The organism is Alteromonas macleodii ATCC 27126 (assembly GCF_000172635.2).
Classification (GTDB): Bacteria; Pseudomonadota; Gammaproteobacteria; order Enterobacterales; family Alteromonadaceae; genus Alteromonas; species Alteromonas macleodii.
The window spans coordinates 374279-388387 of sequence record NC_018632.1 but is presented as its reverse complement, the minus strand read 5'-3'; the positions used below and the strand labels follow the sequence as shown (position 1 = coordinate 388387).

At 46.0% G+C, this 14109-nt stretch carries 9 protein-coding genes; 5 read left to right on the top strand and 4 right to left on the bottom strand.

The window, feature by feature from the left end; genetic code table 11:
* Positions 1–68: 68 nt before the first annotated feature.
* The 4 genes from MASE_RS01650 to MASE_RS01635 all read left to right on the top strand — a co-directional run bounded on the left by MASE_RS01650 (position 69) and on the right by MASE_RS01635 (position 4742).
* Positions 69–1277 (top strand): aspartate aminotransferase family protein, encoded by a 1209-nt coding sequence (locus tag MASE_RS01650; RefSeq protein ID WP_014948021.1) that lies wholly within the window; start codon positions 69–71, stop codon positions 1275–1277.
* Between the two features lie 20 nt (positions 1278–1297).
* A complete protein-coding gene (astA, locus tag MASE_RS01645) occupies positions 1298–2335 on the top strand; it encodes an arginine N-succinyltransferase (RefSeq protein WP_014948020.1) in 1038 nt (345 codons plus the stop codon).
* A gap of 13 nt (positions 2336–2348) precedes the next feature.
* Positions 2349–3818 carry a succinylglutamate-semialdehyde dehydrogenase gene (gene astD / locus MASE_RS01640; RefSeq protein ID WP_014948019.1) on the top strand — a complete coding sequence of 490 codons (1470 nt, stop codon included), beginning with the start codon at positions 2349–2351 and terminating at the stop codon, positions 3816–3818.
* 117 nt (positions 3819–3935) lie between these two features.
* Positions 3936–4742, top strand: coding sequence for a DUF1338 domain-containing protein (locus MASE_RS01635; RefSeq protein WP_014948018.1), 807 nt, complete (start codon positions 3936–3938; stop codon positions 4740–4742).
* 65 nt (positions 4743–4807) lie between these two features.
* Here the strand turns inward: MASE_RS01635 and MASE_RS01630 are convergent, their stop codons facing one another.
* The 3 genes from MASE_RS01630 to parC form a co-directional block, all read right to left on the bottom strand.
* Positions 4808–6976, bottom strand: a complete 2169-nt coding sequence (locus tag MASE_RS01630; RefSeq protein WP_014948017.1) for a putative bifunctional diguanylate cyclase/phosphodiesterase — start codon at positions 6974–6976, stop codon at positions 4808–4810.
* A gap of 12 nt (positions 6977–6988) precedes the next feature.
* A complete protein-coding gene (locus tag MASE_RS01625; RefSeq protein ID WP_014948016.1) occupies positions 6989–7525 on the bottom strand; it encodes a heme NO-binding domain-containing protein in 537 nt (178 codons plus the stop codon).
* 63 nt (positions 7526–7588) lie between these two features.
* Positions 7589–9874 (bottom strand): DNA topoisomerase IV subunit A, encoded by a 2286-nt coding sequence (parC, locus tag MASE_RS01620; RefSeq protein ID WP_014948015.1) that lies wholly within the window; start codon positions 9872–9874, stop codon positions 7589–7591.
* Positions 9875–10200: 326 nt separating this feature from the next.
* Between parC and MASE_RS01615 the strand changes: the two genes are divergently transcribed.
* Positions 10201–13329, top strand: coding sequence for a hybrid sensor histidine kinase/response regulator (locus MASE_RS01615; protein WP_014948014.1), 3129 nt, complete (start codon positions 10201–10203; stop codon positions 13327–13329).
* Positions 13330–13358: 29 nt separating this feature from the next.
* Here MASE_RS01615 and MASE_RS01610 read toward each other — a convergent pair whose 3' ends face one another.
* Positions 13359–14054 (bottom strand): DUF2982 domain-containing protein, encoded by a 696-nt coding sequence (locus MASE_RS01610; protein ID WP_014948013.1) that lies wholly within the window; start codon positions 14052–14054, stop codon positions 13359–13361.
* Positions 14055–14109 lie beyond the last annotated feature (55 nt).

The following is a 14109-nucleotide window of genomic DNA, read 5'->3' as shown; positions in this document are numbered from 1 at the left end:
AATGTGCTCATAGATTCGATAAGCCAAATCACACTGTGTGATTGGCGCCCAACGCAGAGGTAACAAAGATGAACGTAACTCGCGCTACATTTGATGATGTAATGGTTCCTAACTATAACCCGGCAGGTATGGTACCTGTTCGAGGTGAAGGTTCACGCGTATGGGATCAAGATGGAGCTGAGTACATCGACTTTGCAGGCGGTATTGCAGTTAACGTTTTAGGTCACTGTCACCCAGAGCTTGTGAAAGCTCTTAATGAACAAGGCAGCAAGCTTTGGCACTTAAGCAACGTTTTCACTAACGAGCCAGCCCTTCGTTTAGCTAAAAAGCTAAATGACGCAACGTTTTCAGATAAAGTTTACTTCGCAAACTCAGGCGCAGAAGCGAACGAAGCAGCATTGAAGCTAGCTCGTCGCTGGGCGCTGGACAAGCACGGTGAAGACAAAAACCAAATCATCGCTTTCAACAAAGGTTTCCACGGCCGTACCTTCTTTACCGTAACAGTAGGCGGTCAAGCTGCTTACTCTGACGGTTTTGGTCCTAAGCCAGGCGCTGTTGACCACTGTGACTACAACGATTTAGCTGCCTTTGAAGCGCTAATTTCTGACAAAACCTGCGCGGTAATGATGGAACCGCTTCAGGGTGAAGGCGGTATTATTCCACCTGATGCAGATTTCGTAAAAGGCGTTCGCGAGCTTTGTGACAAGCACAACGCATTACTTATTTTTGACGAAGTTCAGTCGGGTGTTGGTCGTACTGGTCACCTTTATGCCTACATGGGTCTTGGCGTAACACCTGATATCCTAACAACCGCAAAATCTCTTGGTGGCGGCTTTCCAATTGGTGCCATGCTTACCACAGCAGACGTCGCTGCACACCTTAAGCCAGGTACCCACGGTAGTACTTACGGTGGTAACCCACTAGCCTGTGCTGTTGCGGAAAAAGCGTTAGATATCGTGAACCAGCCAGAAGTGCTTGAAGGTGTACTTAAGAAAGAAGCCCTATTCCGTGAACTACTAGGTGCTATCAATGAAAAGTACAACGTATTTGAAGAAGTACGTGGTCAAGGCATGCTGTTGGGTTGTGCGTTGAATGAGAAATACCAAGGCCGTGCACGTGACTTCATGATGGCTGCAACGAAAGAGAACCTTATGTGTCTTGTTGCTGGCATGAACGTTATTCGTTTTGCGCCTTCACTGGTTATTCCTGATGAAGACATCAAAGAAGGTCTTGCACGTTTTGAACGCGCCGTTGCTGCCGTTGTAAACGCCGAATAATTACAACACGAGTAGCGAACATGAATATCATTCGCCCTATCACGAAGGCCGACTATAACGCGCTTAAAGAAATCGCCGTTGAATCAGGTATTGGCTTTACGTCTTTACCTGTCAACGACGAGTTGCTGCAGCGTAAAATTGATCGTGCAGAAACTGCGTTTAACAAACCAAACGTAACCGAACCTGGCGATGAGTCATACTTGTTTGTAATGGAAGATACCACTACCGGACAGGTAGTGGGAACAACAGGTATTGAAGCGGCTGTTGGTATAGACGATGCGTTCTATCATTACCACCTAAGCAAAGTAGTGCACGCCTCGCGCGAGCTTAACATTCACAACACGGTAGACATTCTAACGTTTTGTAATGACTACACCGGTGTTACTGAAATATGTACGCTGTTTCTTCGCGAACAAGCCCGCGGCGGCATAAACGGCCGCTTCCTTTCAAAGGTTCGATTCTTGTTCATGATGGAGCACCGTGAACGCTTCTCAGAGACAGTTATTGCTGAAATGCGTGGTGTGAGTGACGAAGAAGGACGCTCACCATTTTGGGAGTGGTTGGAAACCCATTTCTTTTCAATGGATTTTCCTACTGCCGACTACTTAACAGGCATTGGTAATAAAGTGTTTATTGCTGAACTTATGCCGAAGTACCCGATATACGTAAATCTGCTTAGCAAAGAAGCGCAAGAAGTCATTGGCGAAGTTCATGACAAAACACGCCCTGCTCTTCAGCTTCTTGAAGAAGAAGGCTTTTCTTGCCGCGGCTATGTAGACATTTTCGACGCAGGCCCGACGGTAGAAGCAAACTTAAGCCACATCCGCACGGCTCAGTCGAGTTTAAAACTGCCTGTAGTGATTGACGATAGCGCTGCTGCCCAAGGGCAAACGCACTACATCATTAACACATCAGTATCTGATTTTCGTGCAGTTGCCACCGAGATGACGGTAAGCGAAGAAAAGCAAGTTGCCGTACTATCTCGCCAAGCCGCTGCTGCATTGAATGTCAAAGAGGGAGAGCACGTACGCTTCGCCCCCGTTACATTCAGAGATTAAAAGGACACCCACTATGCTACATACACATTTTATCAACGGTGAATGGGTTGCCGGACAAGGTCATGACTTAGCGTCAATTGACCCTGCAAAAAACGAAGTGATTTGGGAAGGTAAGTCTGCGACAGCCTCTCAAATTGATGACGCAATTAACGCTGCTCGTGCTGCACTTCCAGCATGGAGCATGAAAACCGTTGAAGAGCGTCTTGAGATTATTAAGGTTTATGGCACTAAACTAGAAGAAGCTAAAGCGCACCTTGCCAAAGTTATGGCTAAAGAAACGGGTAAGCCAGAATGGGAAACTGCCACTGAAGTTGGCGCCATGATGGGCAAAATTGGTATTTCTGAAAAAGCCTATTTTGAACGCACGGGTAACGTTGAAAACCCAATGCCTGTAGGTAAAGCCTTCATTCGACACAAGCCTCACGGCGTTGTTGCTGTATTTGGCCCATACAACTTCCCTGGCCACCTGCCAAACGGACACATTGTTCCAGCCCTTATTGCAGGTAACACAGTTGTGTTTAAACCAAGCGATTTGACGCCTATGGTTGCACAAGAAATGGTGAAGCTATGGGATGCTGCTGGCCTGCCAGCGGGTGTACTCAACCTAGTACAAGGTGAAGTTGAAACAGGTAAGGCTTTGGCGTCGCATAACGATATCGATGGTCTTTTCTTTACGGGTAGCTCACGCACAGGAAAAATCTTGCACGAGCAGTTCGCAGGTCACCCAGGTAAAATTTTGGCTCTTGAAATGGGTGGTAACAACCCACTCATTGTTAAAGATGTGGCTGATGTTGATGCTGCTGTACATGACATCGTTCAGTCTGCTTTCATTACGTCCGGTCAGCGCTGTACGTGTGCACGTCGCCTATTCTTACCAGCCGATGCACAGGGTGATGCAATCCTTGCTCGCTTAATCGAAGTGACCAAGAATATTAAGGTGGGTGATTATGACGCTGAAGATCAACCATTTATGGGCGCAATGATCTCAAGCAATGCCGCTGCACTGATGGTAAAAGCACAGCAAGAGCTTGAAAACCTTGGTGGTAAAGTACTGGTTCGCCTTGAACAAAAAGACGAGAACAAAGGTTTTGCTACTCCTGGCATCATTGATGTGACTGACATGCTTGCTTCACTGCCTGACGAAGAACACTTTGGTCCACTACTTAAAGTGATTCGTTACAGCGATTTTGACGCAGCTATCGCAGAAGCGAATAACACCAGCTTTGGCTTATCAGCAGGTCTTCTAGGCGACAACGAAGAAGATTATCGCTACTTCTTCGCACGCATTCGCGCGGGCATCGTAAACTGGAATAGACCTATTACAGGTGCAAGCAGCGCAGCGCCATTTGGTGGCGTGGGCGACAGCGGTAACCACAGAGCAAGTGCGTTTTATGCAGCCGACTACTGTGCGTACCCAGTTGCTTCAGTTGAGCTTGATAAAGTTATTATGCCGGGCAAATTAAGCCCAGGCTTGTCGATGTAACTCAAGCTTTTCACGTTACAAAAAGGCCGACACGATTTTTGTGTCGGCCAGTTTAGTACCAACCCTATACGAACTATTCGTTTAAAAATAGTCAACGACAGAAAGGACCCTACCACCATGCATAGCAACATCGATACGTTGTTTAGCAACATGTGGGACGATTACGTTACCATCACTCCCTCAGCGCATAAAATTCATGCACTTTTGGCGGGTGAAGAAAACACGAACGACATCGTTAACGACCATGTAGCTTTTCGAACTTTTGCTCTTGATAAAACCCGCTTAGACAAGCTTGCTGCGCACTTCTTAGCATTGGGTTATGAAGCTAAAGGCGACTATGACTTTGAAGCGAAAAAGCTTACTGCAAAGCATTTCGAGCACCCTGACGATACTAAACCAAAAGTATTTATTAGTGAGCTTCGTGTAAATGAGCTTTCTGAAACTGCTCAAGCAATTATCAAGAAGATGGTTGATCAAATGCCTGAGTCTGTAGTGGATGCAGATAACTTCTTGTACTCGGGTAAGCATTGGGACGTTACTAAAGCAGAATACGACACACTGCTTAGCGAATCAGAATACGCGGCGTGGATGGCGGCATGGGGCTTCCGTGCTAACCACTTTACAGTAAGTGTTAATCACTTAACCCGTACTGACGAGCTTACCGACGTAAACACATTGCTTAAAGAAGCAGGCTTTGTGCTAAACACCTCTGGCGGCGAAATTAAAGGTGGTCCAGACGTATTTTTAGCGCAATCTTCAACGATGGCTGACCGTGCTGACGTAGCGTTTAGCGACGAAACTGTGGCAATTCCAAGCTGCTTCTACGAATTTGCACAGCGTTATGAAATGCCTGATGGTAAGCTTTACAAAGGCTTTGTTGCCGCATCGGCAGATAAAATCTTTGAAAGCACCAATGCTAAGTAACGAGCTTGCTTAGTCATTAAAAAAAGCCCGATAGGGCTTTTTTTGTTTATGCTTAGCTGAAGACATTACCGATTAGGCTCAGTAGTATGCCTTGCCAAGAACTGATCGTAAGGCATTGGTTTATCAAAGTAAAACCCCTGCATTAGCTGAATGTCGGCCTGCTCCATGAAAGGCAAATAAGACTCCAACTCTACGCCTTCAGCCACCACATCTATTTGCAAACTCTTTAACATGGCTATCAGACCATTAAATAGCGCATTGGCTTTGCTATCTTGGTGAATACCCTGAATTAAGCTTTTATCCACCTTAACCACTTCAAACTGGAAACTTCGCAAGTAGCTAAGAGATGAAAAGCCACTGCCAAAATCATCCAGAGACAGTCTAAACCCATGCTCTCTCAACGTGTTTAATGCTCTAAGTGCTGATTTTTCATCGCGAATAAAGACCGACTCAGTGAGCTCTAGTTCAATAAATTCGGGAGACACATCATTATCCATACAGATAGACATTGCCTGATTTGGAAATTCTGGGTCAAGCATCTGGTTAGCACTGATATTCACAGACAAAGGAATGGCGTCACCCTGCTGCGATTCCATTATTGAAATGTAATCACATGCCGCTTCCAGCGCTTGAAGACCAATGGCGCTGTCCAGCTTGTGCTCTTCTGCTATGGGAATAAACACTGCCGGCGATACAACACCGTGTAAGCCTGAAATCCAGCGACACAGTACTTCACCGCCTTTTAACTCACCGTTTAGATCATATTTACCCTGAATATAGAAATCGAGAAGGTGGTTCTCTACTGTTCTGCGCAAGTCATTCACCATACTGACCTGCTGGGTCATGCTCTCATAGAGACCTGACTCGTAAATAAACGCTTGCCCTTTACCCAGCTCTTTCGCACGGTACATTGCGGCGTCGGCACACTGCACCAAGCTTTCTAGGTTATCACTATGTTCTGGAAATTCAGCAATGCCAATACTGGCAGACAGCCTAAGCTCCGACGTTTTTACGGTTATGGCGTCTTCTTCTATCTGGCTGATAAGCCGCTCAGAGCGTTCAGCAATTTCCTCAACATTCTGATTAGGCAATACGGCAATAAACTCATCACCACCCCACCTGCCGACTTCCCCTATCGGGCCGAATATGGCAGTAAGGAGCGCTCCTACGCGCTGAAGCTCAATATCCCCTCTTTCATGCCCTGCGTTATCGTTAATTGCTTTGAACCCGTCCAGATCAATAAAGACCAAAATAAAGTGCTGCTCTTTTTGTACTAACCCGGAGATGGACTCACGCAGCGAATTGCGATTGGAAAGGCCAGTTAACTCATCGTGCAATGCCAGTTGACGTAGTTTGGCTTCGTTTCGTTTTCTATCGCTGATGTCGCGCATTGTGGCAATCAAATAAGATGACGTTTGCTGGTAGGTCTCAAACAAAGCCACCGAGATATCGACAACCTTAATTTCACCGTTTTGCGTCTTCACTTTCGACTCGAAGCGAATTTGTTTATCAAGCGCCAACTGCACTTTATCGACTTTCTCAGCAATGAATATTTGGTTGAAATCCAAACCAATGCATTGCTCTTTGAAAGGCGCAGCAATCAGCTGAATATATGCATCGTTACATTCTGTGATAACAAGATCAGGTGAGAGTACTAACATGGGCTCACGTGAGCTCGCAAAAGCAGAGGCCATCAAGTGAAACGATTGTTCGGCTTTGCGCTGCTGAGTAATGTCTTTTGTGGTGCCAACAATATGAAGCGCTTCACCCGCTTTTCCGCGCTTCAGCACGCGCCCGCGCAGCCTTACCCACTGAAAATCGCTGTCGAGCTTTAAGCGAAAAGAAAACTCTATACGGTCACGATTGCCGTGTAGCGCCATGCTCCAGTGAAACTGCAGACCGTCTAAATCGTCCTCATGTACCCGCTCTAGAAGCTCAATTAAGGTGCCTGACCAGGTAGATACACTTTCAGAATGTAGTGAGAATGAGCGAAATTCCATAATGTCATTCTCTGCCTCCCAATTCCAAAAAGACTCCTGCGACGCCCATAGTGCAAGTTCCAAATCTTTCTGTGCACTTTGGCTTTTTTGAAGCGTAGCATACAAACTTTGCGTCTTTTCTCTTAGCAAAGCTTCGGCTTGCTCTCTCGCATTTCGCTCTCGCTTTAAACGCCTTTCAAGTAACGCAGCACGGTCGCTACCAGAAGGCGTGCTATGCGTTGTTCCATCTGACATAACATGCCTCCGTTAAACGAGAGATATACTAAATTCGTAGGTATGAGGCGTATCTAGTTGATGGGTTTCCCTTTCCAGGGTGCAGTTGTAATGAGCTGCGGCTGCGTCCATCAAGCCTTCTGCTAAAGGATATAATTCTCTTTCAGAATAATACTGTAAGCGCATGGTGTTATCGGTTCTGGATATCACCGTAAATCGGGGTAGGTCGGCGTCTGGGTAGAGCTTCTTAACCTGAACATGAATGTCGCCGTCCAAGTGCTCCAGCATATCCAACATGCCTTCTGTATTGGCTAGCACGTCGCCATGTACTGCACCTAACTTACCAAATAAGTAATAGCCAAAATCGTAGAGTAGCTCGTTAGCTGACTTACCCGTTTTCTCCACCAGCACACCTAACAGGCGTTGCATTTGTTCAAACGGGTAATAGCCCACTGCGGTATAAGCGCCGTCGTTTTCTAACCCAGCTTCCATGATGACATCGTCAGCAAACTCAGGAGAAACTTTCTCCTCGAGCATATCGATTAACGATGTAAAAACTATGCCTAGCATGTAAATTCCTCATCTAATCCCTTTTTGAGTGTAGTTCACCTAAGCATAAGAACAACTTAAACTTTATGACAAATCTTCAGATGTTTCGTCCTTGCTGGGTAAGACAACTTCAACCGTATCAACCCGCTGTAGTCCTCGCGGTAATTTATTCCCTCTTCGGCCTCTTTCTCCCTGATAGTGGGTAAGGTCGTCAGCCGTCAGTGTCATGTTGCGCTTACCGGCTCCCACTTTAATTGCGGCACCATCAGGTACAACAGCAAGCACCTTCACGTACTCTTCTCGAGATTGCGATTTTGCAGAAGGAATATTGATAAGCTTGTTCCCCTTCCCTTTACCTAAACTTGGTAAGTCGCGTAGTGGGAACATGAGCATGCGACCTTCATTAGAAATACTTAGGCACCAGTCGGAGTCTGGATTTGTAACCGGTGTTGGTTTCATGACTTTCGCCGCAGTAGGCAATGATAAGTAGGCTTTACCCGCCTTGTTCTTACTCACCATATCTTTAAATGTGCCGACGAAGCCGTAACCTGCATCAGAACCTACTAAGAATTTGCTTTCGTCTTGCGCCATAATGACGTGTTGGAATGACTCGCCACCCACTATGCTGAAGCGCCCGGTTAGCGGCTCCCCTTGACTTCGTGCAGACGGCAACCCGTGAGCGTCACAAGAGAAAGTACGACCTGAACTGTCCATAAACACGGCAGGCTGATTGCTCTTGCCTTCGGCGCTGGATAAATAGGCATCACCAGCTTTGTAGCTTAAACCTTCCGCATCGATATCATGACCTTTTGCACAGCGTGCCCAGCCTTTTTCTGACAGCACAACAGTTACAGACTCAGCAGGTACCAGCTCTTTTTCAGACAGCGCTTTAGCTTCACCACGCTCAACAATAGGTGAGCGTCTGTCGTCACCGTACTTTTCAGCGTCTGCAAGGATTTCTTTCTTAATGAGGGTTTTAAGGCGGCGATCTGAGCCTAGAAGCTGCTGAAGCTTGTCGCGCTCTTCTGCAAGTTCATCTTGCTCGCCTTTAATTTTCATTTCTTCTAACTTGGCTAAGTGACGAAGCTTCAATTCCAGAATTGCTTCCGCTTGTGTGTCACTTAAACCGAATCGCGCCATTAATTCTGGTTTTGGTTTGTCGTACGTGCGAATAATTTCGATAACTTCATCGATATTCAAAAACGCAATTAATAAACCTTCTAAAATATGTAAACGCGCTAACACTTTATCTAAACGGTATTGCAAGCGGCGCGTAACAGTATCTTTTCGGTACTGCAACCATTCAGACAAAATCGTACGTAAGTCTTTCACCTGAGGGCGACCGTCTAGGCCAATCATATTCAAGTTGACCCGGTAGTTTTTCTCTAGGTCGGTAGTTGCAAATAAATGCTGCATCAGCTGAGTTACATCAATGCGATTTGAGCGAGGCGTAATCACCAAACGGGTTGGATTTTCATGATCCGATTCGTCTCGGAGATCGCTTACCATCGGTAACTTTTTCGCCTGCATTTGCGCGGCAATTTGCTCTAGTATCTTGGCACCAGACGCTTGGTGAGGTAGAGCGGTAATAACAACATCACCGTTTTCTTCCATGTACACCGCGCGCATTTTTATAGAACCACGCCCAGTCTCGTACAGCTTTTGAATATCAGACTTTGGCGTAATAATTTCAGCTTCGGTAGGATAGTCAGGTCCATTAACGTGTTCTAGCACATCGCTAAGCTCGGCTTTGCTGTTGTCTAACAACATGGCACACGCGTTGGCCAACTCTCTCACGTTGTGAGGAGGAATATCAGTCGCCATGCCAACGGCAATCCCTGTCACGCCATTTAATAGGATATGTGGCAAGCGAGCTGGAAGCACGCTAGGCTCGTTTAGCGTACCGTCAAAATTAGGTACCCAATCTACCGTACCTTGTCCAAGTTCATTCAGCAGCACTTCAGAGAAGCGCGAGAGCTTAGCTTCCGTATAACGCATGGCAGCAAACGATTTCGGATCATCCGGCGCACCCCAGTTACCTTGACCATCTACTAAAGGGTAGCGATAAGAAAAAGGCTGAGCCATGAGCACCATCGCCTCATAACAGGCAGAATCGCCGTGAGGGTGAAACTTACCCAGCACATCACCTACGGTTCTCGCCGATTTTTTATATTTGGCGTTTGCACTTAAGCCTAGGTCTGACATCGCATAAATGATGCGTCGCTGAACAGGCTTTAAGCCATCCGAAATATGTGGAAGTGCACGGTCCATGATGACGTACATGGAATAGTTTAGATAAGCGTCTTCGGTGAAACGTCGAAGAGGAAGTTGCTCTACCCCATCGCGATTAATGATGATCTCGTCACTCATGATAGTTTTTTCGTTTTGTTATTAATACCAATGCGCTCGTGCTAGTTAGGCTGTCGATTGTGGACAATTTAGCGCACCACTTAGTGAAAGCTCCCGAGCGTTAAAGGCTATTGTGGGGTAAACCGCATTTGTGTGCAATCCTTGAAACCAATTGTCGCGACTTTTGGGTCTTACTCATTGTATGGGTTGAGGGTTTGTTTTGTTATTCTTCAAAGAGAGTGGTTAAATAGCATTGGGTGAAATTTGCCGTTCAATTTTCACTCTTACGAATAAAACTAAAAAATAATAAAGCCCCTAATCAAACGGTAACGTAAGTACAGATAATCATGGCTATCTTTCGCGTATTCTTTTTTTTATTTCTTGTTGTAGGCAGTCACCTGCCTTCGAATGCCAGCGCGCAGCATATCGAGCAGCTCTTCGATGAAGAAAGTACGCTAGATTTATCAGACTCTCTGTATTTTTTATTTGAAACCGATTATCAGCTTACTATCAGCGATGTATCACGAAGACGCAATGACTTCCTTATGCATCCCCATGACAACCCTAACTTTGGGTTTCGTAATAATGGCATGTGGCTACTCACTTCTGTTGCCAATGTTTCAAACGATAAACACTGGGTGTTCTCAATAAATTTCAGCCAACTCGACAGTGTTGATTTTTATTTGGTGCAAAACGGCAAGGTAATAAAGCAAAGCCATCAGGGGAAAGCTCAAAAAGAACAGCGTTTTCGTGTTCCAACCTTTCGTGTTGAGCTGCCTGATAGCGATCCTGTCGACCTTTACATACGCATTGAAAGTCGCTCATCTAGCCTAATTGCACCACTTCGAATTCAAGCCGAACCGCTACATAGCAGCTACTTCCAAATGGACAGCTTGCTCTGGGGCTTTTTCTACGGCGGATTGCTTATTCTCGCTATTTATAACCTTGCTCTATTTTTTGGCGTGCGGGAAAAAAGTCTGATTGCCTATGTTGGCTATATCGCTGCGGTTATTTTGTGGCAGTTTGTGTGGGGCGGCCATACGCACTTGCTGTTTAGTCAGGGGATCCCCTCTTGGCTGGTTGGGCATTCCGAGCTGATATTCGTAATTATTGGTATCAGCTCAGGCTTTTTTACCAAGACGTTTTTGGAAACGGAAAAGCACTCTCCCACGGCACATCCTGTCATTAACTTATTGTTGGTTTGCCAAGCGTTAACAGGGCTGGTGTGCTTCGTCGATCTGCTTCCTTCTATTTGGAAGAACAACCTAGTATACGGCGTGGGTCTTGTGGCGATATTGAGTTATATCTACGCCGGGTTCGAAGCATTTTTCAATAAGTTTAAGCCCGCGCGTTACTTCATATTTGCATGGAGTATGCTCGCCACCGGCGCAATTATAGGTATGTTAAGCCTTATCGGAATTTTACCTTCCAACGACTTCACCACCTATTGTTTTCAGGTGGGTGTTTTCTTAGAAGCCGGGCTCTTTTCCTTTGCATTAATGGAGAAAAGCAGAGGCCAGCTGGAAAGCGAAGTTGAGCAAGCAACAAATGATTTGCGCAACAATATGGAGCTCATTGAAGAGCAGAATGCCCGTTTAGATATCGCGCGCAAAGATGCGATAAAAGCCAGTAACGTTAAATCTCAATTTCTGGCCAACATGAGCCATGAAATTCGCACACCTCTTAATGCTATCTTGGGGTTCAGCAAAGAGTTGAACAATGCGTCGCTGCCCACTGACCAGCAAGAGCAAGTCAGAATTGTAAACACGGCCGCGGACAACCTGCTAACAATCGTTAACGATATCCTCGATTTTTCTAAGATTGAGGCCGGTAAACTGCAAATTAATAATCAGCCTTTCTCGCCCAATAAGCTGCTCGAAGAAATGGTCACTATCATGGCTAAATCTTCCCACAGCAAGCGCATCGAATTTGTATTTGATTTGCACCCGCTCCCTGAAAAGCTCATTGGCGATGTGTTTCGTATTAAGCAAGTGCTCAATAACTTGTTAAGTAATGCACTTAAATTCACGTCCAGCGGCACCATTACGTTTTCGGTGAGCGGACGCTCGCTTCCTCATGGTATTCACGAAGTAAATATTACCGTTGAAGACACAGGTATCGGAATAAGCCGACAAGACAGAAAAAAGCTATTTAACGCCTTCTCGCAAGTAGACGACGCCCTTAACCGTAATTACCAAGGCACTGGATTAGGTCTCGTGATCAGTCGAGAGCTGGTTCGCTTAATGAACGGTGATCTAACGCTAAAAAGTGTATTAGGCCAAGGCTCTACGTTTAACGTATCTCTACGTATGAACCAGTTAAGCCAGAAATATGCGTTAACTAGTAGTGAAGACTGGAAAGGTAAGAACGTGGTTATTTTCGACCCGGTACCTGCAACACGTCGCTCAAGTGCAAGCATGTTATCGATTTTGGGTGCGCAGGTTACCTCTGTTGAATCACTAGATTACTTGAAGTCACTTAAAGGCCAGTACGACTTTTTCATGGCAACTGTGCCGGTAAGTAAGATGGGATTGCGGGATACCTATTTAAGTCGTTTTGTACAATTCCCTGCGCAAAAGCGAATACTTTGGTATTCCGGCCCTGAACCTTTTGCGCAATACCCAAGCCTGTCGCAACATTTCCATTCACAAGCGCGTATGCCGATGACGCTTACCAAGTTAGATAGCCTGGTGCACCACCATACAACGCCAGCTAAAAATGCGATGCAAGAGAAAATAGGCACGCTACCAAAAGCTAAAATTCTTGCCGTTGATGACATGGAAATGAATCTTAAACTGCTGCATACGTGGCTCGATCATTCTCCTGTCGAGCTAACCACAACGATCAGTGGACAAGACGCCGTCAATCAGTGCCAGACTCAAGAGTTTGACTTAATTCTCATGGACGTGCAGATGCCAGGCATGGACGGACTGCAGGCCACCCGAGAAATTCGTAAATCACCGTTGAATATGGGTACCCCAATAGTGGCAGTGACAGCCCACGCATTTAAAGAAGAGCAAGAAAGATTGCTTGCCTCTGGCATGGACGATTACTTACCTAAGCCTATTGAGGTTGAGCTACTTATTACGCTTATCAATTCGTGGTGCCACAATGTTGAGCCCGGTGAAATCGTCTTTCCCTCTATCGACTGGCAGCTAGCACTTAAACGAGCGAATCAAAATCAAGATACAGCAAAAGAAATGTTAGACAGTTTTATTGCGTTGCTGCCCGAAACTATCGAGACACTTTCGACGCTTTGGGACGATCAAGATTACAATGGGCTTAAGACCGAAGTTCACAAACTACACGGTGCGTGTTGCTATACAGGTCTGCCGCGCATGCAGCATTTAGCCAACGAAACAGAGAGCTCACTTAAACTTGGTCAGCACAAGCTAGTCGAGGAAAACTTACCAGCCCTTATTGCCGAAGCCAAGAAAGTGCTTAACGAGAGTAAATTGAAGGACAGCCGCAGCTAGGCGAATAAAGTCTAATTGCTACGATGAGCTTAGCTGGCTTCAGAAGACTGCCTAGCTTTCTGGCACTGAGCAATAAGTCCTGCAAACTCGCTGGCATCCCTATCTAGCTCTGAGCTCGCGATAAAAATATCATACCCAAGGCGCTTTCTTAGCTCTACCATACGATGTGCCAGCATAGCTTTAATGCCTTTAATGATGGTCCCGTCTTCCATAACGTACTGCTTATCGTCAAACATAGATTGCTCATAACAGCTTCCAGAGGCGCAATTCTCATCTGTGTTCTGCATTAGCAATGGCCGCTGCTCCATTAACAAGTGCGTTGCAAGCCGTGGTGAAATCGTATTGAGGAAATCCGTGTAACTTTTGATTTTGAAACCGATGGTTTCAAGGGGAATATGCTCCAGCCCATGGCGAACACGGGGGCAATCTGCGCGCAGCAGGTTGTCCCAATGAATGCGCCAACTGCCCAGACGGTGGCGATAAGTGATATAGTCTTTGGCAATTTCCAAACTATAGTCGGGCTCACGAATTTTGAAGTACCCTACGAGCAAGCACACTAACGCGGCACTGGTGATAAAAATCCCCGCTAAGAACAGCCAATCGGGAAGAAAGGCTAACCACAGTGCCGCAACACACAGGCCGATACAGCCCAGCACCAGGCTGGTAATACCGTTACTTTTCGAGGCTGCTCGGATATAGATTGGTTCGACACTAGTACCAGACATAAAAATACACCACCAACATGATTACGGCCCAAACGATATAAAGTCTCATGCGTTT

Bases quoted from the DNA above. Each gene is read 5' to 3' on its own strand.
- parC (WP_014948015.1), bottom strand. From the start codon at position 9,874: ATGAGTGACGAGATCATCATTAATCGCGATGGGGTAGAGCAACTTCCT.
- MASE_RS01610 (WP_014948013.1), bottom strand. From the start codon at position 14,054: ATGTCTGGTACTAGTGTCGAACCAATCTATATCCGAGCAGCCTCGAAA.
- astA (WP_014948020.1), top strand. From the start codon at position 1,298: ATGAATATCATTCGCCCTATCACGAAGGCCGACTATAACGCGCTTAAA.
- MASE_RS01615 (WP_014948014.1), top strand. From the start codon at position 10,201: ATGGCTATCTTTCGCGTATTCTTTTTTTTATTTCTTGTTGTAGGCAGT.
- MASE_RS01630 (WP_014948017.1), bottom strand. From the start codon at position 6,976: ATGTCAGATGGAACAACGCATAGCACGCCTTCTGGTAGCGACCGTGCT.
- MASE_RS01650 (WP_014948021.1), top strand. From the start codon at position 69: ATGAACGTAACTCGCGCTACATTTGATGATGTAATGGTTCCTAACTAT.
- MASE_RS01635 (WP_014948018.1), top strand. From the start codon at position 3,936: ATGCATAGCAACATCGATACGTTGTTTAGCAACATGTGGGACGATTAC.
- astD (WP_014948019.1), top strand. From the start codon at position 2,349: ATGCTACATACACATTTTATCAACGGTGAATGGGTTGCCGGACAAGGT.
- MASE_RS01625 (WP_014948016.1), bottom strand. From the start codon at position 7,525: ATGCTAGGCATAGTTTTTACATCGTTAATCGATATGCTCGAGGAGAAA.